Annotated in this window: 25 protein-coding genes; 14 read left to right on the top strand and 11 right to left on the bottom strand. The window is 68.8% G+C overall.

All coding sequences use genetic code 11. From position 1 onward, the window contains the following. Positions 1–3: 3 nt before the first annotated feature. A complete protein-coding gene (locus DI276_RS28010) occupies positions 4–1,179 on the top strand; it encodes an MFS transporter (protein WP_112268707.1) in 1,176 nt (391 codons plus the stop codon). Here the strand turns inward: DI276_RS28010 and DI276_RS28005 are convergent. From DI276_RS28005 to DI276_RS27995, 3 genes are all read right to left on the bottom strand, one after another. Beyond that, the gene (locus tag DI276_RS28005; protein WP_112268705.1) at positions 1,148–1,591 is read right to left on the bottom strand and encodes a hypothetical protein; all 444 of its coding nucleotides are present in this window, start codon (positions 1,589–1,591) and stop codon (positions 1,148–1,150) included. The genes DI276_RS28010 and DI276_RS28005 overlap by 32 nt on opposite strands. Positions 1,592–1,684: 93 nt before the next feature. Beyond that, positions 1,685–2,641, bottom strand: coding sequence for a threonine ammonia-lyase (locus DI276_RS28000; RefSeq protein WP_112268703.1), 957 nt, complete (start codon positions 2,639–2,641; stop codon positions 1,685–1,687). Between the two features lie 21 nt (positions 2,642–2,662). Further along, positions 2,663–3,064 carry a putative quinol monooxygenase gene (locus tag DI276_RS27995; RefSeq protein ID WP_112268701.1) on the bottom strand — a complete coding sequence of 134 codons (402 nt, stop codon included), beginning with the start codon at positions 3,062–3,064 and terminating at the stop codon, positions 2,663–2,665. Positions 3,065–3,189: 125 nt separating this feature from the next. Between DI276_RS27995 and DI276_RS53085 the strand changes: the two genes are divergently transcribed. The 3 genes from DI276_RS53085 (at position 3,190) to DI276_RS27980 (ending at position 6,308) form a co-directional block, all read left to right on the top strand. Then, positions 3,190–4,815, top strand: a complete 1,626-nt coding sequence (locus DI276_RS53085; protein WP_157984998.1) for a helix-turn-helix transcriptional regulator — start codon at positions 3,190–3,192, stop codon at positions 4,813–4,815. Positions 4,816–4,899: 84 nt separating this feature from the next. Next, positions 4,900–5,457 carry a redoxin domain-containing protein gene (locus DI276_RS27985; protein ID WP_112268697.1) on the top strand — a complete coding sequence of 186 codons (558 nt, stop codon included), beginning with the start codon at positions 4,900–4,902 and terminating at the stop codon, positions 5,455–5,457. Further along, the gene (locus tag DI276_RS27980; protein ID WP_112268695.1) at positions 5,454–6,308 is read left to right on the top strand and encodes a cytochrome c biogenesis CcdA family protein; all 855 of its coding nucleotides are present in this window, start codon (positions 5,454–5,456) and stop codon (positions 6,306–6,308) included. The genes DI276_RS27985 and DI276_RS27980 overlap by 4 nt, the downstream gene beginning before the upstream one ends. A 50-nt stretch (positions 6,309–6,358) precedes the next feature. Here DI276_RS27980 and DI276_RS53470 read toward each other — a convergent pair whose 3' ends face one another. The 4 genes from DI276_RS53470 to DI276_RS27960 form a co-directional block, all read right to left on the bottom strand. Beyond that, a complete protein-coding gene (locus DI276_RS53470; RefSeq protein ID WP_198680960.1) occupies positions 6,359–6,640 on the bottom strand; it encodes an NAD(P)H-binding protein in 282 nt (93 codons plus the stop codon). Positions 6,641–6,798: 158 nt separating this feature from the next. Continuing rightward, positions 6,799–8,859, bottom strand: coding sequence for a DUF7617 domain-containing protein (locus DI276_RS27970; RefSeq protein ID WP_112268690.1), 2,061 nt, complete (start codon positions 8,857–8,859; stop codon positions 6,799–6,801). Between the two features lie 222 nt (positions 8,860–9,081). Further along, a complete protein-coding gene (locus DI276_RS27965) occupies positions 9,082–9,762 on the bottom strand; it encodes a hypothetical protein (RefSeq protein ID WP_112268688.1) in 681 nt (226 codons plus the stop codon). Beyond that, the gene (locus tag DI276_RS27960; RefSeq protein ID WP_157984997.1) at positions 9,759–10,358 is read right to left on the bottom strand and encodes a hypothetical protein; all 600 of its coding nucleotides are present in this window, start codon (positions 10,356–10,358) and stop codon (positions 9,759–9,761) included. The genes DI276_RS27965 and DI276_RS27960 overlap by 4 nt, the downstream gene beginning before the upstream one ends. A gap of 231 nt (positions 10,359–10,589) precedes the next feature. On the opposite strand from DI276_RS27960, the gene DI276_RS27955 reads away from it, so the two are divergent. The 5 genes from DI276_RS27955 to DI276_RS27935 all read left to right on the top strand — a co-directional run bounded on the left by DI276_RS27955 (position 10,590) and on the right by DI276_RS27935 (position 14,612). Further along, entirely contained in the window at positions 10,590–11,210 is a 621-nt protein-coding gene (locus DI276_RS27955; RefSeq protein WP_157984996.1) for a hypothetical protein, read from the top strand. A gap of 392 nt (positions 11,211–11,602) precedes the next feature. After that, positions 11,603–12,283, top strand: a complete 681-nt coding sequence (locus DI276_RS27950) for a response regulator transcription factor (RefSeq protein WP_232836969.1) — start codon at positions 11,603–11,605, stop codon at positions 12,281–12,283. Positions 12,284–12,314: 31 nt separating this feature from the next. Then, complete coding sequence (locus DI276_RS27945; RefSeq protein WP_157984994.1) at positions 12,315–12,659, top strand: hypothetical protein; 345 nt, start codon at positions 12,315–12,317, stop codon at positions 12,657–12,659. A 176-nt stretch (positions 12,660–12,835) separates the two neighbouring features. After that, entirely contained in the window at positions 12,836–13,588 is a 753-nt protein-coding gene (locus DI276_RS27940) for an RNA polymerase sigma factor (protein ID WP_112268678.1), read from the top strand. Between the two features lie 337 nt (positions 13,589–13,925). Next, positions 13,926–14,612, top strand: a complete 687-nt coding sequence (locus DI276_RS27935) for a hypothetical protein (RefSeq protein ID WP_157984993.1) — start codon at positions 13,926–13,928, stop codon at positions 14,610–14,612. A 62-nt stretch (positions 14,613–14,674) separates the two neighbouring features. On the opposite strand, the gene DI276_RS27930 is transcribed toward DI276_RS27935, so the two are convergent. From DI276_RS27930 to DI276_RS27915, 4 genes are all read right to left on the bottom strand, one after another. Continuing rightward, on the bottom strand, positions 14,675–15,301 hold the full coding sequence (locus DI276_RS27930; RefSeq protein ID WP_112268675.1) for a hypothetical protein: 627 nt from the start codon (positions 15,299–15,301) through the stop codon (positions 14,675–14,677). A 74-nt stretch (positions 15,302–15,375) separates the two neighbouring features. Then, positions 15,376–15,969 (bottom strand): arsenate reductase/protein-tyrosine-phosphatase family protein, encoded by a 594-nt coding sequence (locus tag DI276_RS50265; RefSeq protein WP_157984992.1) that lies wholly within the window; start codon positions 15,967–15,969, stop codon positions 15,376–15,378. Continuing rightward, on the bottom strand, positions 15,966–16,775 hold the full coding sequence (locus DI276_RS27920) for an LCP family protein (protein ID WP_112268671.1): 810 nt from the start codon (positions 16,773–16,775) through the stop codon (positions 15,966–15,968). The genes DI276_RS50265 and DI276_RS27920 overlap by 4 nt, the downstream gene beginning before the upstream one ends. Then, a complete protein-coding gene (locus tag DI276_RS27915; protein WP_157984991.1) occupies positions 16,772–18,154 on the bottom strand; it encodes a polysaccharide biosynthesis tyrosine autokinase in 1,383 nt (460 codons plus the stop codon). Before DI276_RS27915 ends, DI276_RS27920 begins: the two co-directional genes overlap by 4 nt. 180 nt (positions 18,155–18,334) lie before the next feature. Between DI276_RS27915 and DI276_RS27910 the strand changes: the two genes are divergently transcribed. Genes DI276_RS27910 through DI276_RS27890 form a run of 5 tightly spaced genes read left to right on the top strand, consistent with a single transcriptional unit; the run spans position 18,335 to position 25,791 of the window. Beyond that, positions 18,335–20,158 carry a nucleoside-diphosphate sugar epimerase/dehydratase gene (locus DI276_RS27910; protein ID WP_198680959.1) on the top strand — a complete coding sequence of 608 codons (1,824 nt, stop codon included), beginning with the start codon at positions 18,335–18,337 and terminating at the stop codon, positions 20,156–20,158. Further along, the gene (locus DI276_RS27905; RefSeq protein ID WP_112268667.1) at positions 20,155–21,105 is read left to right on the top strand and encodes an NAD-dependent epimerase/dehydratase family protein; all 951 of its coding nucleotides are present in this window, start codon (positions 20,155–20,157) and stop codon (positions 21,103–21,105) included. The genes DI276_RS27910 and DI276_RS27905 overlap by 4 nt, the downstream gene beginning before the upstream one ends. Next, positions 21,102–22,376 (top strand): nucleotide sugar dehydrogenase, encoded by a 1,275-nt coding sequence (locus DI276_RS27900; protein ID WP_112268665.1) that lies wholly within the window; start codon positions 21,102–21,104, stop codon positions 22,374–22,376. Before DI276_RS27905 ends, DI276_RS27900 begins: the two co-directional genes overlap by 4 nt. A gap of 2 nt (positions 22,377–22,378) precedes the next feature. Continuing rightward, positions 22,379–24,703 (top strand): glycosyltransferase family 4 protein, encoded by a 2,325-nt coding sequence (locus tag DI276_RS27895; RefSeq protein ID WP_232837000.1) that lies wholly within the window; start codon positions 22,379–22,381, stop codon positions 24,701–24,703. After that, on the top strand, positions 24,700–25,791 hold the full coding sequence (locus DI276_RS27890) for a glycosyltransferase (protein ID WP_112268661.1): 1,092 nt from the start codon (positions 24,700–24,702) through the stop codon (positions 25,789–25,791). The genes DI276_RS27895 and DI276_RS27890 overlap by 4 nt, the downstream gene beginning before the upstream one ends. Positions 25,792–25,820: the final 29 nt, after the last annotated feature.

Here is a 25,820-nt window from a genome sequence, read left to right as displayed (position 1 = left end):
GGCATGTGGCGTTACCTGACCTCCGCCGGACTGGCTCGGCTGGCCGACGAGATGGTCGTGATCACGCTGGCCCTGCTCGCGTGGAGCCGGACGGGCGACGAACTGCTGACCGGCGTGACCACCGCCGCCTACGCGTTGCCCGCCGTGGTGACGGGACCGCTGCTCGGCGCGTGGCTGGACCGCACCCGCCATCCACTGGTGGCGTTGGCAGGCAACCAGTTCCTGTTGGCCGCGATGGCGGTGGGACTGATCGTCGTGCCCGCGCCTCTCCTGCCGGTTCTGGCGTTCGTCGCCGGCCTGACGTTGCCGATGACGAGCGGCGGCTTCACCAGCATGCTCCCGCGCCTCGGCGTGGACCTGCCGCGGGTGACCGCGTACGACTCGATGCTCTACAGCGGCACGGCGATCGCGGGCTTGGCGCTGGCGAGCATCGTCGCGGTCGTATGGTCACCCGCGGGCGCGATGGCCGTGGTGTCGGCGCTGGCGTTCGCGGGCGGGCTCGTCACGTTGCGCCTGGTGCTCGCGCCCGCACCGCCGTCACCGCACTCGTCGCTGCTCCCGGCGCTGCGGGCTGGGGCACGCACGCTGGTGCGCACCCCACCTCTCCGCGCGGCGACGCTGACGTCAGTGATCAGCTTCGTCGGGTTCGGCATGCTGGTGGTGACGCTGCCGGTGTTGTTGCCGTTGCTGCACGCCCACAGCGACCTCAGCGGCCTCGTGTTGGCCGCGTTCGACCTGGGCGCCGTGCTGGCCGTCTTGGCGGTGCGCCCATACCTCTCGCGATGGCTGCCGGAACGCGTCCTGTTCGTGACGGTCGCCCTCTACGGCGTGTCGTTCGCGCTGTGGACGTTGGCCGGAAACCTGGTCGTGCTGACGCTCCTGGCCCTGCTCGCCGGCTTCGCATCCGGTCCGACCCTGGCCGCGCTGATCACCGCACGCCAGCGCTACAGCCCACCCGAACTGCTCGGCCAGGTGTCCACCACCGGCGCGAGCCTGAAGATCGGCGCGTTCGCACTCGGCTCGCTGCTCGCGGGCGTGCTCCTGTCGTCACGCACACCCGCGACAGCGCTGCTGGTGATCGCCGCTCTTCAGTTCGTCGCGGTCGGGGCCGGCCTGATCGCCGCGCGCCGGCCGGTCCGGCTGCAAATCAGTTCGGGCACCCCTGGCGGCCCGTGTTGATGTACTGCGTGTCGCCATTCCAAAGAATCGACCCCGACGCCGCAACGCAGTAATTCGCGGTTCCGGTCACGCCGACCGGACCAGCGTAATAGGCATAGGAGTCGGAGTCCCGCCGCGAACTGGCCGTGACGGTGCAATCCTGCCCCTGTCCGCTCCGCTCGGCACACCGGAAGATCTGCACCGAGGTCGGCCGGGACACGCCGTAGGAGTCGCCGAGGTGGTTCAGGCAAGCGCTGTTCGTGCCACCGTTGCTGGAGTTGTAGTAGATGACCAGCTCGGCGTAGCCGATGTACTTGCGGGCGGTGACCGTGCCGGAACACGAGACCGCGGCCTGCGCCGGAACGGACACCAGACCGAGGAGCGTCACGAGACTGGCGGAAAGCACCAGGGCGCGACGAAGAAATGCAGACATGCACGCTCGCTTCTTTGCTGAATGAGAAATCCGCCAGAACTTAGCAGGACTGGTTCGGCAAGCGCTTCGCTTTTCTTGAGAACTGCGCCACAGTCACCGATGAACCCAACGCTGATAGGCGTCCGGGTTGACGTTGCTGCCGCAGATCACGGTGACGACGTGCCGGCCCGCGAACCGCTCGCGATCCTCCAGCACGGCGGCGACGCCAAGAGCGGCAGAGGGTTCGACGACCAGCCCCGTGTGCTCCAGGAGCAGCCGCATGCCCGTGATGATCGACGATTCGCGGACGAGGACGGCGTCGTCGGCCACCACGAGGAGGTCGTCCAGCACCTCGGGGATGGGGAAGCGTCCGGCGACGCCGTCGGCGATGGTGTCGGTCGACTCGGTGGTGACGACGCGACGTTCGCGCCACGAGCGGGTCAACGCCGGCGCACCCGCGGGCTGCACGCAGATCACCTCGGCTCCGGGGGCCGAGGTCTTCACGACGTAGCCCACGCCGGTGGCCAGCGCACCGCCGCCCAAGGCGATCAACACGGCGTCGAACGTGGATTCCGCCAGTTCGAGGCCGATCGTCGCGGCGCCCTCGCACGTCTCGATGTCCAGGCTGTCCTCGAGCAGCCGGATGCCGCGCTGCTGCGCGATGTGCACAGCTCGCGCGCGGGCCATTTCGAAGTCGCCGTCCACCAGCTCCAGGTCGGCGCCCAGCGCGCGGATCCGATCGAGCTTGGCGACGGGGGCCCGCACAGACGCCACGACCGTCACGTCGAGGCCGCGGCGGCCACCCGACCAGGCGAGCGCTTGCCCAAGATTGCCGGCGCTGGCGCACACCACCGCCGTGCGGCCCTGCTCGGTCAGCAGGCTGGTGACGAGTTCGGTCCCCCTGGCCTTGAAGCTGCGCACCGGGTTCGCCGTTTCCAGCTTGATGCTCACGGTGCAGCCGAGCTGGCGTCCCAGTGCGTCGCACCGGTACATCGGGGTGTTCAGGTACACGGGATCGATCACGCTGCGAGCCGCGTGGATCCGGTCGAGATCAAGACGCGTCCTGAGCACCCCGAGATCGTATCCGCGGCCTCACCGCTGAGGCAGCCGATCGAATCCGGTGAAGGGCTCGCGAATTGTCACGCTCCGGTCGTTCTCCTCGGTCTGCGCGGCAGCCGAGATCGTCTGAATCAGCTCCGGGGTGAGGGTGCCGTAGATCTGCAGGGTGCTTTCCGGTTCGAGGTATTCGGCGTAGGCCTCGCTGAAGTGCTCCACCCCGACCTTCATGTGGGTGGCCATCGAATCGGCGTCCGGGTGGACCTGGACGACGGTCACCAGGTCGGAGTCCGGGGCCGAGTAGCCGTAGAAGGAGTGCAGCCTGGGCTCCTGCGGCTCCACGACTTCGGAACAGAACTTCGCGAAGTGCGCCTTGAACGCCTCACGCTTGCCGGGCTTGATCTTGTGGGTGCCGATGAAGATGAACGGTGTGGACATCGTGTGCTCCCGGGATCGGTGGGTTGTCCCGCCCAGGATCTGCGCCACCGGGTCGGCTGCGCTTCCGCAGAGCGGGCCGACCTGACCAGTGGGATCGTGGGCATTCCTACCCAGGGCAGGTGGTGATGAACGAGCGCTCCGACCACGGTGCGGCCGCCCGCGAGCACCATCGCGCGGCACGGTGGGTGGAGACCTGCGCGGAGTACACCGCGGCCGATCGGGCAGCACCCCTGGGCATCGAGGACCTCGAGTGCTGGGCCGAGGCCGCGCAGATCATCGGGCGGGTCGACGAAGCGGTCGAGGTGCTGTCCCGGTGCTTCGAACTGCGGGCTCAGGCACGCGAGGTCCACGAGGCTACCCGCACGGCGTACTGGCTGTGGAGCGTGCACGTCTTCACTCGCGCCGAGTTCGCCATCGCGGCCGGATGGGTCGAGCGGGCCCGCGGTGTGGCACGGCAGCCGGACGAGTACGGCTGGCTGCTGATCCCCGAGGCCTACCGGTGCATCGGAGCCGGCAATTACGACGCCGCCGAGGCACTCCTGCACCGGGCGGCCGAACTGGGCCTGAGTCGTGGCGACACCGACCTGGTCACCATCGCGACGACGATGCGTGGCCGGGCGACCCTCATGCTCGGGTCGTTGGAGCGCGGGTTGGCGCTGCTCGACGAGGCGATGGTCCGGATTCTCACCAGGACGACCTCGCCGCGGGCCACCAGCGTCATGTACTGCGCCGCGATCGGCACCTGTTATCAGGTGCACGAGATCGCACGTGCGGCGGAATGGTCGGTCGCCCTCGACAGGTGGCTCGGCGAACTGCCTCGACTCGGTGGCGCCTACTTCGGGAACTGCCGGATCTACCGAGCGCTCCTGATGCGCTTGCGCGGTGACTGGACACGGGCGACGGCCGAGCTCGAGCAGGCGTGCCGCGACCTGGCCGTCGACGGGCAGTTGGTGGCCGGCCACGCGTGGTACGAACTGGGCGAGTCGCGAAGGTTGAAAGGCGATCCGGGGATTGACGAGTCCTACCAGCAGGCGGTGATGTTCGGCCGCGTGGCGCAGCCGGGACTGGCCCTGCACCGGCTGAGCCAGGGCGAGGTGCAGGCGGCACACACCGGCCTGCAGCGGGCGCTCGCCGAGCAGGCATTGGCGGCCGACCGGTTCGCACTCCTGCCCGCGGCCGTCGAGGTCGACATCGCCGCGGGCGAGATCGGTTCGGCCGAGGCCGCGGTCGCCGAGATGGAGAAGATCGCCGAGGTCTACCCCACCACAGCCGCACGAGCCACCGTTGCAGCAGCCCGCGGAGCCGTGGCGTTGGCCGAAGACCGTCCGACCGACGCGCTCGTGCACCTTCGCGACGCGGTCAACGGCTGGCGGGATCTGGGCGTGCCGTACGAGATGGCCCTCGCCGGAGTGCACATCGCGCAGGCGTGCCGAGCACTCGGCGACGAGGACGGCGTCCGGATGGAACTCCACGCCGCACTGGCGACCTTCGAACGGCTCGGCGCACGCCCGGACGCGAACCGCGCCCACAGCCTCTTGTCCGACCGGGGCAGCGGTGGATCCGGCCTGAGCCCGCGGGAGATCGAGGTGCTGCGCCTGATCGTCGACGGCCGCACCAACGCCGAGATCGCCGCCGAACTCTGCCTGAGCGAACGAACCGTGCACCGGCACGTCAGCAACATCCTGACCAAACTCGGCGTCCGCTCCCGCACGGCAGCCGCGATCTTCGCGGTGCAGCACAGGCTGACCTGAAGGGCCCGTCAGCACTTCGTAACATCTGCCACCTGACCGCATCCGGCAGTATCGCGGTCAGCAGTAGCCGAAGGAAGGTAGCTGATGTTCTCCAAGCGCGCGGCCGTCGCCGCGTTCGCCGTGACTTTCCTGGTGGGGTGTGGCGCCCAACCCGGCTCAGCCCCCAGCACGGCGCCCCCACCCACCTCCACATCCGCGTCAACGCCGGCCACCGCGCCAACCCAGCCCGCGGTCGCCGCGCCGGAACAGTTGCGGTTCACCGCCAAGACCGTGGCCGGCGCCGAACTCTCCGGCGAGAGCCTGGCCGGCAAGCCGGTGGTGCTGTGGTTCTGGGCGCCGTGGTGCCCCAAGTGCCAGCGCGAGGCCCCCGGAATGGCCAAGGCGGCAAAGGAACTCGGCTCCTCCGTCACGTTCGTCGGCGTGGCCGCACTGGACCAGGTGCCCGCGATGCAGGGCTTCGTGGACAAGTACGACCTCAAGTCCTTCCAGCACATCGCCGACACGGACTCCGCGGTGTGGAAGCGGTTCGGCGTCACCGCCCAGCCCGCCTACGCCTTCATCGACAAGACGGGCAAGGTCGAGGTCGTCACGAGCCAACTGTCCGAAAAGGACCTCCGTGACCGGCTGACCAAGCTCGCATGACCGAGACCCTGCTAGTGGCCGTGGTCGCCGGCATGGTGGCCACGGTCAACCCCTGCGGCTTCGCGATGCTGCCCGCCTATCTCACCCTCGTGGTCACCGGCGCGGCCGACCGCACCCGAGCCCAACTCCTGGCCCGCGCACTCGGCTCCAGCGCCCTGATGACGCTCGGCTTCGTCACAGTGTTCGGCCTGTTCGGCATCGTGATCGCGCCGGTGTTCGCCTCCGTGCAGCGCTATCTGCCGTTCGTCACCGTGGTGATCGGCGCGGCCTTGGTAGTGCTCGGCGCACTGCTGCTGGCCGGCCGTGAGATCACCCTGCTGGTGCCCAAGCCGCGCAAAGGCGCACCGAACCAGCGCCTGGGTTCGATGTTCGGCTACGGCATCGCCTACGCGATCGCCTCGCTGTCCTGCACCATCGGCCCTTTCCTCGCGGTAGCGGGCAGCTCACTACGCGGCGGCGACGTCGTTGAAGGCGTCGCCGCGTTCGTCGCCTACGCCGCGGGCATGGGCCTGGTCGTGACCGCGCTGGCCGTGGCCACCGCGCTGGCCAGCACCGCCGTGACGTCCCGCGCCCGCAGTCTGCTGCCGCACATCTCCCGGATCGGCGGCGCACTCCTGGTGCTCGTCGGCCTGTACGTCACCTACTACGGCATCTACGAACTCCGGCTGTTCCTCGGCGGCGCCGACCCGGCCGACCCGGTCGTCGACGCGGCAGGGGTGGTGCAGAACGCCCTGGTCAACTGGCTCACCGCCGTCGGGCCGGTGCCGCCGCTGCTCCTGCTGATGGCGTTGCTGGCCGGTGCCACGCTGCTGGTGCGCCGCCGTCGCAAGGCTCACGACCGCAACGCTTGATGGCGGCGGCTCACGTCCTGCTGGTCACTTGCCGATTCGCAGTGCCTCTTTCACGAACACGTTGAGGTAGTTGGCACGGCGATGCGGTACTCGCTCGCCACCTCGGTGTCGAACAGGCCAGAGGGACGGACGATCGTCCAATCGAGGTTGGAGGCGCGGACGATCTCCTCAGCCGGGGAGAGCTGCCCACCGCCACCCTGTGCCGCGCGTCGGCGCGAATGACCCCAGCCACCACCGGGTGATCGCGAAACGATCGCCGAAAAGGCAACAAGCGCCTGGTCAGAGCCTGACCGGCGCTTGTGCGAATGATGCTGGTGCCCCCGGCGGGGCACACAGCAGATGGGAACAGGCCCGACCGGCGAATCCGCAAGTGGACGCCTCGTCGTCGAGTGGCGGCTGTGACTCGACCGGGGCACCGGACGTGCGGCCGATCTGCACGGCGGAACAGCTGATGGCAGTGGGCCACTCGGGTGCCCTGACGCCTTCTGCCTCAAGTACGCCTCCAACCCCACAACCGCAGGATCACGCCCAGCCCCGCCAGCAGCAGGCCGATGGCCACCAGGCGCCAGATGTCATCGCCGGTCACCGCGAGCGGTGGACTGGTGGGTGGTGCGGACGCCGGTGCCACTTCGGCACTTGCCGAGTCGGGGCCGGTCACGACGGATGGGCCTCCTCCTGGCAGCACGTAGGCCGCTCGGACCGTGTTGACGACCCCCTGCGTCAGTCCTGCGGTCGCGCAGTGGACGGTCTTCTCCGCACCCGAGGCCAGGGCGAAGGCGGTCGTGGTGCAGCCGGACTCGACCGGGTCCTGCACGGTCACCACATCGAGGTCGACCTCACCGGTGTTGACGACGGTGACGCGCCAGTGCGCCGTCCCTCCACTGTGGATGGTCGCCGTCTCGCCCCAGTTGTCGCACGCGGTGGCGTTCTCGGTGAGGCAGACCTCCTTGCGCACGTCCAGACCCGCCACCCGCACCGAGGCGCTGTCGGGTGGAGTGCTGACCGGTGGAGTGGCCGCCGGGGCGCCGGGCGGCACGTACCGCCCGGTCACGGTGTTCGTCATCCCCGCGGTGAGGTCGGTCGTCGAGCAGGCGAACGTCACGGACACCCCGGCCGCGAGGTCGAGACCGCCGGTCGAGCACGACGGCTCGACCGCGTCGTGGAGCGTGATCCCGATGAGATCGGCTTCGCCGGTGTTCGTCACCGTGATCCGCCAGCGTGCCGTACCGCCGCGTTCGACGACGTGGGTGTCGGCCCACGGCCCGCTGCCCGTCTCCGTGCACGCCTCCGGCACCGCTGACTGACAGACGTCCTTGCTCACCGCGAGGTCGGAGACCCGTGCGGTCGCGTCGGCCGGAGCGGTGCTGATCGGTGCGGTGTCCGGTGGCGAACCCGGCGGTGTGTACGTTGCAGTCACTTCGTTGGTCGTTGTCTTCTTGACATTCGCGGTCGAGCAGCGGATCGCCTTCGAGGCGTTTGCGGCGAGGTCGAACGGTGCTGCGGCGCAGGACGGCTCGGTGGGGTCGCTCAGCGTGATGCCGGTCAGATCGACGTCGCCGGTGTTGGTCACGGTGATCCGCCAGTGCGCGGTCGAGCCCTTCGGGATGGTCGCCGAGTACACCCACGGGCCCGTGTCGCACTCCGCCGCGGTCCACGCGGCGCAGATCTCCTTTTCGACGTGGAGATCGGTGACGCTCACTTCCGCGATGGCTTCCGTGGTCGCCTCCTCCGGCCACCCCATCATGCCGAACGACGCGGTGGCCTCGTTCTGCACGCTTCCGGTCACTTCGTCAGTCGAGCAGTGGAACGACGCCGACGCACCTGCGGCCAGGTCGAACTCCGCGTCGCAGCCCGGCTCGTCCTGGTCGGTCAGGGTGATGCCGGTCAGGTCGACGTCGCCGGTGTTGGTAGCGGTGATCCGCCAGTACACCGACGAACCGCTCGGGATGTTCGCGACGCCTCCCCACGGCCCTGGACCTCCTGGGCCGCAGTCGGTTTCGCTGAACGCCGCGCAGACTTCCTTCACCAGCTTCAGGCCGTGCACATTCGCGGTCGCGCCAGCCTGCTGCGTCATCACCGGTTCGGTGCCGGGCGGAGCACCTGGTGGCACGTACTGCGCGGTCGCGGTGTTGGTCGTGTTCTTCGTGAGACTCGTGGTCGAGCAGTAGAACGTCTTCGGGGCGTTCGCGGTGAGGTCGAACGGTGCTGCGGCGCAGGACGGTGCGGTGGGGTCGTTCAGCGTGATGCCGGTCAGACCGGCCTCGCCGGTGTTGGTCACGGTGATCGGCCAGTACGCGGTCGACCCGGTCAGCAGGCTCGCGGTGTCACTCCACGGACCGTCGTCGCAATCGGCGTCGGTGCAGATCTCCTTGGCCACGGCCAGATTCGTCACGACGACCGCCGCCGTGTCGGATTCCTTCGTCGGCGGAGCCCCGGAGCCAGGTGGCACGACCAGGTCGTAGACCTGGGTGAGCGGGATGATGACATCGGCGGTGGCGGGTTCGGTCACCACCGTCGCCGAAACCGCACTCAGGGCGAAGACGACGAGCACCCGCGACAGAGACCGGAGCGTCCGGGATTTCCTCGTGCGGGGCACGGCATGCCTCCGGTCCCCGCCGACCCCCGGCGGTCGTGTGGACTCGTACACACGTGACAGACCCGAGAAGCATCAGCGGATTACGACGGAGGGAGTCACCGCAACAGGTGAACTGCTCGTGCGCAGGCGATGCCGTGCTCACCGCCTCAGCGGCGGCGAGCACAGCGGCCTGTCCGGTCAGGTTCTTAGGTCGACCTGCCAGATCTGCTGATCAGGGCGTCGCAGCAGCTCCAGGCCGCCGACCATCCGCACCTTGAGACGTCCTGTCACATCCGCGGTGACACTGCTGACCTCGCCGACCGGACCGGCTGTGCCGTACAGGCGGATCAGCTGTCCTGCGGTGAGAGCCGCGGTCGGGACGCGTCGCGTGTTGACGGCCTGCGAGGCCGGTCGCCACTTGGCGCCGAGTCTCCAGGCCAGATAGCCGATCGGTGGCGCGACGACCGGTATCAGCGGTGCCACCGGCGCCAGCGGCACAGCGGCGGAGAACGCGGCCAGCGCCGCCATAACGCCCGTGGAGACGGGCATGTTCCCGAACTGCGCCCAACCGGTCGTGCGCACCGTGCCGTTGGGCAGAAGCCCGCGCGGCGCAATGCCGTCGGGCAGCCGCACTGCCGGAGCTTGCTCGTTCCGCGTGGTCGGCTCGTCCTCAGTGGACCGATCGGCCGTCGTGCTGTCCACCTCGGTGCGGTGTCCGCACGTCGTGCAGACGAGGCACATGCCGGTCGGCGCGTCGGCGTCCGGCCACACCCGCAAGGCACCGTGTCCGGCCGGACACCGGTGGGCGGACGGCCCGCGCTGGAACGTGTGCAGTGCACGGGCCTCTGCGCTGTCCATCCGGTTGTCGTCGCCGCTCATGCGCCCGGCCTGTCGAGGGAGAGCTCGTGGACGACCGCGCACGTGCCCAGCGAGCCGGCGAGGTGCGCGCCGGCCTTGCCGGAGTCCGGGCAAGACAGTCCTCTTTGCACTGACGGAGCGGAGGTTTCGTTGACGCGCGCTTGGGGAACGGCGGCCGGCGCCACCGGTTGCGGGAGCGACGGCGTCACCGCCGGGGTGCTGACGGTCGGGGTGCTGACGGTCGGGGTGGTGCCGTCCGGGACGGTGCCGGTGGTCTCCGGACGCCTGGTGGCCGGCGTGGCGGAAGAGCTCGGCGCGGCGGCCTGCGCAGCGGAACCCGCGGAACCCGTGGTGCTCGGCTCGACCGCAGCGGCGCGGCCGGCGACGGCCACCTGACCGACCGTGGTGAGCGGGGCCGTCGGGCTCACCGGATTCGCCGGTGGCACGGGAGCGGACGCGACGTCCGGCGCGTGCTCTGACGCCGGCGGTGTGGACATCGGCATCAGCACCATCGGCGCGAGCATTGCGCCGCCGAGCACGGGCAGCAGGCGGGACCAGTTCGGGATGCTCCACCACATGCGCAGGAGAGCCGGTGGCTGAGCGGGTAGCTGATTCAAGATCACTCCAGGGGACCGCGGGGTTGTGTTTGCCGCCTGTGACATCGATCGCGGAGCACACCAGCGGTGTTATCGGATCACGAGATGATCACTCTCTTGAGGGAGATCAATCCACTGTGGACGTGCAATTGGTCGCACGATCAGGTGAGTGAGACCGAAAGTCCGCAATCTGATGTGCCCGGTGCGGTCTGGGAGTGAAAGTTTGCCGTGCAACGGGTGGAGGCCCGCTCGATGACCGATTCCGTCCCCGTCAGAACCAGCCGTCCGTGGATGGCCTCCGCGATGGCCTTCGTCGTGGCCCTCACGATCACGTTGGCCGCGCAGCGCGGCTCCCACGACGACGTGGTCGTGGCCGTGGACGACGGGATCGTGACGGTCACCGAGGATCAGTCGACCACCTACCGGATCGGCATCCGCAACAACACCGATCAGCAGCTCGACCAGCTCGAGGTGACGCTCTCGACACCGTCATCGCTCGTGGTGGGCCGGACGGGCAGCGGCCAGGCGCAGGGACCTACCGAGACGACGTGGCTCGTCGACGTCGCCGCCGGTGCGACGGCCCAGCTCGAGCTGGGCGTCGCCGTCGGAGCGGTTGCGGAGGGGGCGGAGATCACGGTGATCGCCTGCGCCTCGGCGGTCGGCTTGTCGGTGACCTGCGGGGCCGATGTCAACCGCGGGGACACCGTGGTGAAAGCCGAGAGCAGCGTCCCCTGGTGGACCAGGTTGACGACGTGGTGGCAGTTTCTGCTGGCGGTGCCGGGCCTGCTGCCGGTCGTGCTGACGATCGTGTTCGTGGCGTGCCGGCCTTTCCGGCGACGGGGCCACGCACGCGGCCGGCGTGAATCGTCGTGACCGGGCAGGTGTCGTTCGAGACCTCGCGGCCGTTCCTGCCGCTGCGGCACCACTCCTGCGCCCCAACGAGACGCGCCGACGTGGGCAGCACCGATGGCCCACCCGGCCATGACACCGACGGGTTTGTGGCAATGTTGCCGATCCGAAAATGTGAGCGATAACAAGGGTTGACGAGCGGAGTGAGTTGCGAGTGGTCGGCGATCGAGCACACCGGCCGGTGAACGTCGCTCACGATCACGGCGGCAGTTCCCCCAGTGCCGGGCGGACGAGGTTCCGCGCATTTCCAAGCTCACTCGGACGAGGTGGATGCGCGTGGGTGAGCAACCGCCGGGGTCGTACAACCGTCGATGGCTTGGCGTTACTCAATGGAAGATCGATCAGGGGTTGAGCAAATGGATGCAGGTGCGGAAGAGATGTCGCTGGTGGGAGACGGCCGCGCGAGTCCGCTCCGGATCGCGCTGGTCGAATCGCTGCCGCTGCTGAGACATGGCGTGCAGACCGTCGTCTCGGCACATCCCGCCCTGGAGTGGGTCGACGCGGTGAGCAGCACCAGGGACACCGTCGAACTGTGCGAGTCGGCACGTCCCGACGTCGTTCTCCTCACCTCTGCCAGTGATCCGGGCTGGAACCGCTGCCAGTTGCTGACCCGCCTGTTCAAGGACCTCGCCGTGGTGGCGCTGCTCGGACGGGAGGCTCGCACCCCTGACAGCATCGCCATGGCGCGCATCAACGGTGCCAGGGCGCTGGTGCCGCTGGACGCCGATCCCGAACGGTTGGTGCAGGCCATCACGGCGGGGGCGACCGTCGGTCACCACATCGACCCCGCTCTCGCCGTCTTCGCCACCTCCGTGGAAGGTGCGCGAACGGGGGGTGGGAGGTCGTTGTCGCGCCGCGAGTTCGAGGTGCTGCAGCTCATCGCGGAAGGCCGCACGGCGGTGCAGATCGCGTTGCGGCTCCAGATCACCGCCGAGACCGCGCGCACACACGTCAGTCACATCCTGCGAAAGCTCGACGCCAGGGACCGCGCGCACGCCGTGGCCAGGGCCTACGAGTTGTCGTTCCTGCCGAAGTGATCTCTGGAGTTCCATCTCGAGGAGGTCGTGGATGTTCAGTCTTCATCGCGAAGCATGGTTGTCGTCAGTGGTGGCCCGGCTCCTCCGGCGGACGGACGACAGTCGTTCGTGGACGGTCCGCTGCCGCGACGAGCAGGGCAGGAGCGCCACCACCGTGGTGGCGCTGACCGAGCAGTGCGTGATCGTGGAGAGTGCCGATCACGAGACGATCCACCTGTCCGCGGCGCAGGTGGACCGCTTGCGGGTGGCGCTCCGCGCCGCCGTCATCAGTCTGGGCGGGCTGGAGGACGACGAGACGTGCGCAAGCCCGGCGCACGTGATTCCCGTGCAGCGTTCGAGCGGGCTTCCTCGCGCAGCAGGTCACTCGTACGAGTGAGTACTACGCAAAATTGGGGATGCGCTGCGATGATTCGAGCCGCATAGCGCGCACCTGTTGGGGCGACAAGTTAGGTGTTTCGGAGCGTTGCCTTCCCTGGGGGAACTGCTCGCTGTAGCTTTGTGGTTCACCGGTGGGGGAGACGGAGAGGGAATCGGAAACCTGAGGCAGGTGAAATGACTGACGAAGTCGAGGACATCGATTCCGGTCTTGTGCAGGCGATTCGCGCCGGAGACCGAGAGGTTTTCGTCCAGCTCTACCGCAGGAATTTCGTGGACGCGTACGGACTTGCTTGCAGGCTGCTCGGTACGTCGCAAGGTGCCGACGATCTCGTTTCCGAGGCATTTGTCAAAGTGTTCAACCGGATCGTCGCGGGCGGCGGTCCGACGGAGATGTTCCGCGCCTACCTGCTGACCACGGTTCGCACGACGTTCTACAAGCAGGTGGCGTGCGACCGGATGGTCGACCGGCGTGTGGAGGTGACCGAGCTCCTGTTGCCGGCCGAGGAGAACGATCCCGTCACCGCGAGGCTCGACGCCGAGCTCGCGAGCAGGGCTCTCGCCAGCTTGCCAGAGCGCTGGCGGTCCGTGCTGGTGCTGCTCGAGCTGGAGCGGCTCAGCACGTCAGCGGCGGCGGACGCACTCGGCATGCGGCCGAACGCGGTGGCAGCGCTGGCCTTCCGGGCCCGCGAGGGGCTGCGGCTGGCCTACGTGCAGATGCACGTGAAGGCCGCGGCCGAGGAGGTCTGTCGTGAGGCGGTCGACAACCTGGCGGCGGTGTTGGCCGGGCGCAGAGTGCGCGGCGTGCGGCAGCGGGTGCGGGACCACCTGGCACTCTGCGACAACTGCACCGGCGCCGCTCGTGAGGTCACCGATCTGCTGGAGCAACTCGGCCGCACGGTGCCTCCCGACGACCGGCTCGTGGCCTGATTCCGGTTGTTTTGTCCGTGTCGAACATTCGAGATATTGCGCGGCGTACCCGACCATCACTCGAACGAGTTAACGCACACCAGTGGGTGAAGGACGTTCCCGGTAGGATCTGGTCAGGACTTGTGACGACTTGTCACTGCAGTTTGGACCGAAGTGAGGGCAAACGTCACGATCTGATGGATCGTTTCCTCCTGTTGAGGTGCGAGACCGCTGCGGACCGTAGTCTTGGATAGCTCCACGGCGGCGGTTACTCAAGTAGGGGGCGAGACAGGTCTTGGCTAATGGGCTGCGCTTGCAGGAGGTCGTCGATCTGATGCAGGAAGCTGCATTGGTTTGGATGCCGATTCAGCGCGAGGGTGATCCTGCGGACGTTGTGGATTATCGCGTGGAAATGGGCAACAAGTCCGCCACGGAGGTGCTGGGGGTCGATCAGGTCGCCGGCCTGACGCTCGGGCAACTGTTGCCGGAAGACACCGCCGCGCTGTTGCGCAGGACGTTCACGCAGGTGTCCCGGTCCGGTGAAGCCGTCCAGCACGTCGTGGCGGCGCCTCATCCGCTCACGGATCTCGCGCGGACCCCCGGTGTGTCCGTCCGCATCACTCCCGTGGACGAATCCGTGTTGTGCACCTGGTTGCCGGGCTGGCTGGCCGGCGAGCACCGGCCGATCACGGACGACGGTTCCTCGACGGCGGACCGGCTCGAGTTCGCGGACGCCGTCGATGCCGTGGCGGATGCCGGGTTCGGCGTGTTCTCCCTCGACCTCATGAGCGGCAGGCTGATCGTGTCGAACGGGCTGCGTCAGATCTTCGGTGCGGGCCCGGACGTGCAGGCCCGCCTCGAGTCGGCGGTCGCGGGCGAGGGCGAGTGGCAGGCGCTGCTGCGGCGCGGAGAGCCGATGGACGTCGAGGTGCGACTGGCCCCGGAGCACGGCGGGCACCGCATTCGCGTCGTCGGCCGGATGGAGTGCGCGCCCGACGGTCTCCCGGCCGTGGTGCGGGGAAGCTGTTGCGTGCTGGAGTCGTGAGCTGGTGGCGCGGACTGGAACGCCGACGGTGAATTCGTCCGGCGCCGTTCCGGGCTGTGCGACTAGCCGGGTGCAGGTTCGCCAGGTAGTTCCGGCGAGCACCGCGGGCACCAGGGTGAGCCGGCGTGGTGGTTGCGCAGCCGCAACCACTGGTCGAGTTCCACTTCGGTGACCCGCCTGCTCGTCCGGGTTTCCTCCCACAGCTCGGCCATGATCCGGTCCAGGTCTCCGTTCAGCGGGCCGTGCCACGCCGAGTAGGCGTGCAGGTCCGCGCCGGGATGCCCGGGGCCCCGAGCCGGTGGCGCGGCCGAGCAGTTCCACCTGTGCACGGTGCCGTTGTCGAGCAGGTACGGGTGCGTCTCCGGAGTGAGGCTTTGTTGCTGCCGCTGCCATTGCGCGAGCGCGTCCCGGTGCCGGCGGAGCGCCTCCGGGTAGGTGGCGGCGGCGAGGTCGCACCAGTAGCAACAGCCGCTGTTCCACCGCGACACCTCGTGCACCAGCTCGACGGCTCGCTCGGGGCTGATCTCGCCGTCGGCCACCCGGTCGAGCAACCACCGCACCGCCGAGGAGTCGAACAGCCACCGCTCCGCGCCGTCGGCCGCCTGTCCGGTCTGCAGCGCCCACACCAGCGTGCTGCACCGATGACGGCCCACCTCCAAAGTCAGTGACAGCGGTACGACGGTGGCCACATGTGCTCCTCGGAAAAGACGGGTGCCGCCAGTCGTGCAACCCGAGGCCTCGCACCCCGGTTCTGGCGGATTGTTCAAGCGTCGAACATCACGGTGAGCACCTGACGCAGCGCGTCGCCGATCAGGTCCGTGCTCAGCTGATGCGCGTTGCGGGACCGGCCGTACGGATCGGGCACGACGTCAGCGGTCTTGTCGACCCACGGGACGCAGCCTCGGCGCACTGCCGCGGTCGAGACCGCGGCCCGCGCGCGGAGCACGGGGTCGTCACCGGTGCGGCGCAGTGACACCGGTGCCAGCAGGCGGGCGAACTCCCGCAGGCAGAAGGTCGAGTGCAGCAGCGACGGGTGCGTGGAGACGACCTCCGCCCGGTGTTCGCGGTCCGCCGTCAGCACGAGATCCGCCGAGGCCAGCGCGATCCGGTCGAGCTTGCGGGCGATGTGCCTCTCGCCGGCCACCCGTTCCATGCCCCACCGCGGCAGCTGGTCACGGGTCAGCGAGTGCATCGCCGCTCCGGTCACGGCCTGAGTTCCCGCGCTCGCGACCGCGAAGCGGGTGATCTGGTCGTGCGGCAGCCGCTGTGCGAGCAGGTACCTGGTCAACAACTCGGCGAAGGGGGAGCGGCAGATGTTGCCGCTGCACACGAACAGGATGCGGAAACCTTTCCTCACCGCGGTGTGCTTTCGAGATAGTGCTTGATCTGGTTGTGGCGCAACGCTTCCCACAGCTGACCGGCACGTGTGCCGTCCGAGATCGGTGCCGTCACGAACGTGACGGCGGCCGGGTCCAGCTCCCTGAGCTCGAAGGCGAGCGACCGCAGCGCGTGCGTCGTGAGGATGTCGTCGAACTGGACGTGTCGCCACACCGCGTCGGCGAAGCCGTGTGCCCGGCCGGGGCTGTTCAGCACTCCGCTCGCCATCACCTTCGAGATCAGCGCCCTGAGCGCCTCCTGCTGCCGCTCGCACGGATCGGCGATGCTCGGATCGACCGGGCCGACGCCGCCCACCACCTGTGCCAGAGCCCGGAAACCGGTGAGATCCGTCATCGCGAAGTGGTCCACCCGCACCCCGGTGAGCGTCTCCACCGTGCGGACCATCAGCGCGGGTCCGCCGAATGCGGACACCGAACTCATCCTGGCCACACCGTGTCCGGGGACCGCGACCCAGCTGTCGGGCGGGATCGACACGACGGTCGCCGCTCTGCGGTCTGCGGACAACCGGACGAGCATGATCACTTCGCTGCGGTCGGAGTACGCAGCGGGATCGTTGCTCGTGAGCAGGAACGTCAGGCCTTCCGTCCACCTGGGTGGACGCTGCGCCGCGTCGAGTGAGCTGAAGACCGGTGGCAACTGTGGCATCTCTCGTCCTTCGTGAGTGATGACCGCGCACAGTCCGGTGACCAGCAAGCACAGCGCGAACGCCGACAGCACTGCCAGCCGTGTGTTCCTCGTCCCGCCCGCCGGTTCCGGAACGGTCATGGCCGGTGCTCCTGACGGACATGCGTTTGCGGTAGGGGCGCGGTTTCCTGTTCGTCTGCGCGGTGGTACCGGTAGGCATCGCCGAGACGGGTTCGCGGTGTCATCGTCGTGACCGTGCCGAGCAGTCGTGCCGACACCGCTTCGAGGGCGTTGCCGGATTCCTGGACCTGTTGCTTCGTGGTCTTGCCGTGCCGCACGGCCAGGATCGCGCCGTCGCACCGGCTCGCCAGGATCGCCGCGTCGGTGACGGGCAGCAGCGGCGGTGTGTCCACGAGCACGACGTCGAAGCGGCCTGCCAGGAGTTCGAGCACGTCCACGACGTAGCGCGAGGAGAGCAACTCGCTGGGGTTCGGAGGGATCGGACCGCTCGCGAGCACGGTCATGCCGCGATAGCCGCACGGCTGCAGTGCTTCCTCGAGCCGCGCGTGCCCGATCAGCACGCTGGTCAGGCCGACGGCGGACTCCAGACCCAGGTAGTCGCCGATGCGGGGCGCGCGGAAGTCGGCGTCGACCACCACCACCGACCGCCCCGCCTCTGCGAGGACGACGGCGAGATCGCAGGTGAGCGTCGACTTGCCCTCTGCGGGCATGGAGCTGGTGATCACGATCGTGCGGGCGGGATGATCGACATCGACGAACTGGAGGTTCGTCCGCACCCGCCGCAGCGACTCCGCGCGTGCCGATGTCGAGTGCGGGTACGTGATCGCCGGTCGTGCTGCAGCGCGAGGATCGAAGGGGATGGTGCCCAGCGACGGCGCTGCCACCAGTTGCTGGAGCATCTCCACCGATCGGACCGACGTGTCGAGCGCGTTGCGCACCAGTGCGGCACCGACGCCGGCGGCGAGCCCGATCAGGACACCGAGCACGCCGTTGCTCACCGGACGAGGAGACACGGGGGTGGCCGGCAGCCTCGCGGGTTCGACCACCTTCGCCGCGACGGCGGGCTGACCACCGCCGACCGGCCTCTCCAGCTCCGCGACGAGCCCGGTGAACGCCTCGGCCGCCGCGTCGGCCAGGTGCTGTGCCCGGTTCGGCGACGGATCGATGGCGGTGATCGTCAGCAGCACTGTGCCCGGCTGGACCTCGGCTCGAATCGAGTCCGGGCCCGGCGCGAGTCCTCGGCGTTCGACGTCCTGACGGATGCGCCCGCTGGTGACCAGCCGTGTGTACGACTTGACCTTCTGCTGTGACATGAGGCTGCCCTGGTAGGCCTGTGCCGCGTCGCCGTCCACGTCCTGCGCCGAGACGAACAGCGTCACCTCCGCCTCGTAGACGGGGGTGACGGCCCAGGTGGCCGCCGCCGTCGCGCAGGCGCCCAGTGCCAGGCCCGCCGTCACCACCCGCCAACGTTCGCGGAGCAGCAGGAGATAACCGCGCAAAGACACGGGTTCCTTTCGGAGTTTGATCGGTATTGCCTCGGAGATGATTGCTGAATTGTGCCAAGAGTTTCCGGATGCGCAAGTGGGCAACACTTTCGGGTAGTCGCGGGTAATGGATCGCTGTCTCGCGGGTCTGACCACATCAAGTGCCGGTGTGAAGGCGGAATGAGGTGTGATCCAGTGCCCTTGATCGAATGGCGACGTCGGTTCCTGTTGTGGGGAATCGACGTTTCCGCGTGGGCCGTCGCAATCGCGGCGGTGACCTGGTTCCGCTACGCATTGGAAGCGACAGACGTCGAGGGCCCGCGATTCGCCGAGTTCACGCTGATCGTGCTCACCATCGCCGTCGTTGTCGGGCTGGTGGCACATCTCTACAGCGGGCGCTACCCGGTGGGCAGCCTCGAGGAGGCGGTGCGCCTGGCGTGGGTCGCCGTCATCACCGGTGTGTTCGCCGTCGTCGTCGACCTCTGGTGGACGATTCCACCCGTTCCCCGATCCGTACCGCTGACGTCCGCGTTCGTCGCGTTGTTCCTGGCTTGGGCGGGACGCTGCACGGTCAGGTGGAGTCACGAGCGCTGGGCCACGCCGGAACGAGCGTCCGCCCGGCGAGTGGTCATCCTGGGCGCTGGTGTCACCGGGGAGCAACTGGTCCGGTCGATGCTGAGCGACCCCGCGAGCGGTTACCTCCCCGTCGCGCTCGTCGACGACGACCCGGCGAAGCAGGCGCTGCGCATTCGCGGCGTTCCGGTGAGCGGCACCACCGCGGACGTGGCGGCGGTCGCCGCACGCACGGGCGCGACGCTGATCGTGGTCGCACTGCGGGAGCCTGATCCCGGTCTGCTGCACGAGATGTCCGAGATCGCGCAGCAGACCGGCCTCGGCCTGCAGGTGCTGCCGTCGCTGCACGAGGTGCTCGGCTCCCAGGTCGGTGTCGCGGATCTTCGCGAACTCGACCTCGCCGAGCTGCTCGGCAGGCAGCAGGTCCACACCTGCTCCGACACCGCTGGTGAGCACCTCGTGGGCAAGCGAGTCCTCGTCACCGGCGCGGGCGGGTCCGTGGGATCGGAGCTGTGCCGCCAGATTCACCGGTTCGGGCCCGCGGAGCTGTTCATGCTCGATCGCGACGAGTCGGCGCTGCACGCCGTGCGGCTGTCGATGTACGGCGAGGCGCTGCTCGACTCGCCGGACGTCGTACTGGCGGACATCCGGGACTGCGAGGCCGTGCGAGCCGCCTTCGCTCGGTGCCAGCCGGACGTGGTCTTCCACGCCGCGGCGCTCAAGCACCTCACCGCCCTCGAGCAGTACCCGCTCGAAGCGTGGAAGACGAACGTGCTCGGGACCTACTACGTGCTCGAAGCATCGCTGGCGGCGGGCGTGAGCACGTTCGTCAACATCTCCACGGACAAGGCGGCGAACCCGACGAGTGTTCTCGGCAGCTCCAAGAGGGTCGGTGAGCGGCTCACCTCCGACGCGGCGACGCGTTCCGACGGCAAGTACCTGTCCGTCAGGTTCGGCAACGTCTTCGGCAGCAGGGGTTCGGTTCTCAGCACGTTCACCGAGCAGCTGGCACAAGGCCGCCCGATCACCGTCACGCACCCCGACGTGAGTCGCTTCTTCATGACCATTCCGGAAGCGGTGCAGCTCGTGCTCCAGGCGGTGGCGATCGGCCGCTCCGGCGAGGCACTGCTGCTCGACATGGGGGAGCAGCTGAGGATCGCCGACGTCGCTCGTCAGTTGATGGAGGTCTCCGGCAGGTCCGCACCGATCGTCTACACCGGACTGCGCGAGGGGGAGAAGCTGCACGAGGAACTGTTCGGGCCGGGCGAACTCGACCAGCGCCCGTCGCACCCGGCCATCTCGCAGGTCGCCGTGCCGCCGCTCGATCCGGCGTATCTGCTGTCGCTCGCCGTCGACTACGGCGAGGTCGAGGTGATGGCGGAGTGCGCGACCGGAACCGTCCCGGCTCCGCGTGCCGCCCACACCGATGTGCGCGTGACGTCGTGAAGGTTGTCGTCACCGGTGGCGCGGGGTTCATCGGTGCCAATCTCTGCCGTGAACTCGTGCGCAGGCGAGCTCACGTGGTCGTGCTCGACGACCTCAGCACCGGCAGGAGCAGCAATCTCGACGGGATCGACGTGGAGCTGCGAGTGCACAGCGTGCTCGACCGTGACGCGGTGATGGAGGCGTGCGCGGGCGCGGACTCGGTGGTGCACCTCGCAGCGGTTCCGTCCGTGCAGCGGTCGTTGCTGGACCCGCGGCGCAGTCACGACGTCAACGTGACCGGAACGCTGGAGGTGCTGGAGGCGGCCAATGCCACGGGTGCGCATGTCGTGATCGCCTCGTCCAGCTCGGTGTACGGACTCAATCCCGTGTTGCCGAAGTCCGAGGAGATGACGTGCCGGCCGGCGAGCCCGTACGCCTCGAGCAAGCTCGCCGCGGAGTCGTACGCCCTGTCGTTTCAGCACTGCTTCGGGTTGCCGTGCACGGTGTTCCGCTTCTTCAACGTGTTCGGGCCGCATCAGTTGCCGGGGCACCCGTACGCCGCCGTCGTTCCCTCGTTCATCTGGGCGGCCCTGCGGGGAGAGCCGCTCGTGGTGTTCGGTGACGGAAACCAGAGCCGTGACTTCACGTTCGTCGGGTCGGTTGTGGACGTGCTGGCCGACTGCGTCACGCGCACCGTCAGCTGTGCCGGCCCGGTCAACCTCGCGTTCGGCACGCGGACCAGCCTCAACGATCTGATCTTCATGCTCTCGGCGTTGCTGGGCCGCGAGCTCGACGTGGTGCACCATCCTGTGCGCAACGGCGACATTCGGCACTCACAAGCGTCCACAGCTGCGTTGCGTGAGCTTTTTCCTTACATACATCGGGTTTCACTGGAGGAAGCCCTGTGCAGGACGATCGAGTGGATGGAAGCGCTGGTCACCGCGGAGATCTCGAGGTCGAGCGCATGACCGCGGCGTGCGGCCAGGAGAAGCTCGTGGTGATCGGGCAGGGATACGTGGGCCTGCCGATCGCGATGCGGGCTGTCGAGACCGGGTTCTCGGTCGTGGGGATCGACCTCGACGCCAGCCGCGTGTCGTCGTTGCGGGAAGCGCGGTCCTACGTCGCTGACGTGCCGGACCACGAGCTCGCTGCGGCGCTGGAGAGCGGACGCTACCTCCCGTCGATGTCCTATGTGGACGCGGAGGACTTCACGGCCGCGATCATCGCCGTGCCGACCCCGTTGACCCGCGGAACACCCGATCTCAGTTTCGTCGAGTCGGCGGCCGCATCCATCGCACCGCACATCCGCCGCGGCTCGCTCGTGGTCCTGGAGTCCACCACGTATCCCGGTACCACGGAGGAGCTGCTCGTCCCTCTGCTGGAACAGGGCAGCGAGCTCGTCGCAGGCGTGGACTTCGCGGTCGGCTACAGCCCGGAACGCATCGACCCCGGTAACACCCGTTGGACGCTCGCCAACACACCCAAGGTGATCTCGGGCGTCAACGAGTCCTCGCTGCGCGTCGTCGAGGCGCTGTACTCGAGACTGGTCGGCACCACCGTGCCGCTGTCGTCGACGAAGGAAGCCGAGTTCACCAAACTGCTGGAGAACACCTTCCGGCACGTCAACATCGCGCTGGTCAACGAGATCACCCTCTTCGCACGTCAACTCGGCGTCGACGTGTGGAAGGTCATCGACGCCGCGTCGACCAAGCCGTTCGGGTACATGCGTTTCACGCCGGGGCCCGGAGTCGGTGGACACTGTCTGCCGGTCGACCCGACCTATCTGTCCTGGCGGGTGCAGCACAAGCTGCATCGGCCGTTCCGGTTCGTCGAACTGGCCAACGAGATCAACGACACGATGCCCGACTACGTCGTCAAGCGGATCTGCGCTGCGCTCTCCCGGCGTGGGAAGGACGTGGCGGACAGCGTGGTCGTGCTGCTGGGACTCGCGTACAAGGCCAACACCGGCGACATCCGCGGATCACCCGCGCTGCGCATCGCCGAACTGCTCGCGATGCTCGGTGCCCGGATCGAGGTGGTGGACGCCCACGTCGAGCAGCATCGCTGCCCGCCGGGTGTGAAACCGATCGAGTTGTCCGAGGACGCGCTGCGGCTCGCCGACATCGTCGTCCTGCTCGCCGACCACGACGACGTCGACTACCCCCTCGTCGAGCGGGCGGCGGACTGCGTGCTCGACACCCGGCATCGGCTCACCGCGGCGCATGTGGAGTACCTGTGACGATGAAGGAAACCGCACCTGCACGTCGGCTGCGCGTCGTGCTCGTGCTGAAGACGAATCGCGGATGCATGTGGACGACACCGCACGTCGACGCGTTGCTCGCACGTGGGCACGATGTCGTCGCGGTGCTGCCGCCGGGTGACGGCCGGCTGCGGAAGGAACTCGCCGACCGAGCGGTGTCCGTTGTGGACAGTCCGTTCGACTTCCGGTTCCGGCCGTCGCTGCACACGCTGGCAAGTCTGCTGAAGCTGCGCGACCTGCTGCGGCGACTGCAGCCGGACGTGTTGCACTACCACCTGCTCGCCTCGGCGCTCGCGGTGCGGCTCGCCGGCTTCGCGACCGGAGCGGCGCGGGTGCACATGGTGCCCGGTCCGCTGTACCTGGAGTCACGGCTGATCCGGCTGCTGGAGAGGATGACCGCACGGCTGGACACCGTGACCATCTGCGGAAGCCGGTTCACCGCACGGCGCTATCGCGAGCTCGGGCACCCGCCCGCGCGGACGCCCGTCGTGCCCTACGGGGTCGACACAGTCCTGTTCCGGCCTCCGAGTCCAGCCGAGCGCGTCGAGGCGCGTGCGCGAGTCGGTGCGGGTGATGCTTTCGTCGTCATCATGGTCGCACTGGTGTACGCGCCGAAGCGATTCGTCCACAAAGGACGTGGGATCAAAGGCCACGACGTGCTGCTCACGGCCTGGCAGAGGTTCAGCGCCGAGCATCCGGGCAGCCGCCTCGTGCTGGTCGGCGGTGGGTTCGACGAGGAGGGGACGGAGTACCGCAGGGAGCTGGTCGCGAGGTTCCGGCTCTCCGACGACCCGTCCGTGACGTGGTACGACAGCGTCGACGACGTGCGGCCGTACTACGCGGCCGCGGACGTCAGCGTGTCGCCGTCCTTGTCCGACAACCACGGCGCGGCTCTGGAGGCCGGCGCCATGGGCGTGCCCAGCGTGGTGAGCGACGCCGGTGCCCTGCCGGAGGCCGTCGATCGGGACGCGTGCTGGATCGTGCCGAAGGACGACCCCGGCGCGCTGGTCGCCGCGCTGAACGAGGCCTACGCCGAGCACAGGGCGGGTCTGTTGGCGGAACGGTCCGACGCGGTGCGCGATCGGGTCGTGCGCTTCTTCGACAGCGCGCGTGCGGCGGCTGTTGTGGCCGATGTCGTCGAGAACGCCGCGGACGTTCCGGTCGCCCGCGCACCCGGTGGCCGGCTCATCAGCCTCTTCACCGAGATGAGGTTCGGCGGCGAGACGGTCGTGCCGGGTGCCTTCGCGAGGTACCTCGACCAGGGCGACCGGCTGCGCGTGGTCGCGAGAACTGAAGAACCGGGCGCCGAGAGCGAGGATCTGCAACCGTTGCAGAACTACCGCGGTCCGGCAGGACTGCTGCGCGCACTGCCCCGGCTCGTTCCGGCGATCGCCCGCGCGGTCGCGCGTGCCGAGGTGATCGTGCTGCAACAGCCGGGCGCGATCGGGTTCCTCGCCGCCATCGCGTGCAGGTTGTTGCGCCGCAAGTACTCCGTCGAAGTCATCGGAGACGCGTTCGACGTGCTCGCCGCAGGGACGTTCGGCCCGGTCGGCAGAGCGGTGGCGACAGCCGCGGCCCGCCTGACGGGATGGGTCGTGGGTCGTGCGTCGGCGGTGTTGTACGTGACCAATTTCGTGCTGCAGCGCCGCTATCCCGCAACGCCAGGGCGGTTCACCATCGCCTTGTCGAACGTGCGCATGGCCGAGGGCACGCTGCTCGACCAGCCGCGCAAGTGGCTCCCCGGGCCTTTCTGCATCATCGCCGTCGGCACCCACGAACAGCTCTACAAGGGCCACGACGTCCTGCTGCGGGCGTTGCAGCGCCTGGTCGACTCGCGGCTCGACGTGCACGCCGTGCTGGTGGGCGGCGGCAAACGACACGATGAGCTGGTGGGCGTGGCGGAGTCACTCGGGATCGGCGACCGGGTCTCCTTCATCGGACCGGTGCACGACCGCCGGCTCATGACCGTGCTGCTGGACTCAGCGGACCTGTTCGCGATGCCGTCCCGTGCGGAAGGGCTGCCACGCGCGCTGATCGAGGCGATGGCCAGAGCGCTGCCCGCGGTGGGCACCTGCGTGGGCGGCATTCCGGAGCTGCTGGAGCCGCGATGTCTGGTCGAGGCCGACGACGAGGTGGCGCTCGCCCGCGTCATCGGCCGGCTGCTCACCGATCCACGTGAGTGGGAGCAGCAGTCACGTCGCAACCTCGAACTCGCTCGCACGTACGAGAAGGCGTTGCTCGACGAGCGCTTCTCGGTGTGGCTGTCGCACATTCCCGCCGCGTTGCCCGACAGGAGGAGCACATGACGCAGGATCCCGTGAAGGTGGTGCACGTCCTCGGGGCGCTCGACCGCGGCGGCGTGGAGACCGCAGCGTTGCGAAACTGCCGCGCGATCCCGGCCTCCTGCGTCGAGCAGACCTTCGTGACGCTCGGACCCCACGAGGGTCTGCTCGCCCCGCAGTTCCGCGCTGCCGGAGCCGACATCCGTCGCTGCCCCCTCAACCCCAAGGCGACCTTTCCGGTGCGGCTGTGGGACGTGCTGTGCAAGCTGCGGCCCGACGTGGTCGAGTCGCACGTGAGCCTCGTCAGCGGTCTGGTGCTCGCCGTCGCTTCGGCCGCGCGTGTGCCCGTGCGGATCGCACGTCTGCGCAGCGAGGGTGACGGACGGCGCGACACCCTGGGGCGCAGGTTCCAACGCTCCGTGCTGCGCGAGATGATCTGCAACTCCGCCACCGACGTCCTCGGTGTGACCAGCGCCGCGCTGGCGTTCGCCGCTCCGCCCCCGCACGACCGCCGGTACCGCGTCGTGCCCAACCAGGTCGACTGCAACCGCTTCCGGTTCGTTCCCCGCGTGGGGGAACCGGGTGCACCGACAATGGGACACATCGGCCGTGCGTCACCGGAGAAGAACCGCGGGTTCCTGCTGGAGGTGTTCGCAGAAGCGCGCCGTGTGCGTCCCGACGTGCGCCTGACCGTCGTCGGACCCGGTGGCATCGACGACCTCACCTCCGTCGTACCGCGCGTGGCGGCGGATCCGTCGGTTCACCTGCTGGGCCACACCGACCGTCCCGAGGCGGTGCTCGCCACGCTGGACGTGCTGCTCCTGCCGTCACACCGGGAAGGGCTGCCCGGTGTGGTGCTCGAAGCGCTCGCCTCGGGGGTGCCGGTCCTCGCGACCGACCTGCCCGGCCTCCGCGAGCTCGCGTCTCGGGTGCGCGGTCTGGACGTCCTGCCGTTGAGCGCGGGCCCGGTCAGGTGGGCGGCCACAGCGCTCGCTCTGGCGAGCATCCCGCAGTCAGGACGCGCGGTGATCGCCGAAGGAATCCGCGACTCGGAGTTCGCCCTGTCACCGGACGACCAGTGGTGGCGCACGGTGTGGACCGCGTCGCGATGAGCGGTCCGCGGCGTCCGGCTGGTGACGGG

This window comes from Lentzea terrae (assembly GCF_003265345.1).
Taxonomy (GTDB): Bacteria; Actinomycetota; Actinomycetes; order Mycobacteriales; family Pseudonocardiaceae; genus Lentzea; species Lentzea terrae.
This window is presented reverse-complemented; position numbering and strand designations above follow the sequence as displayed.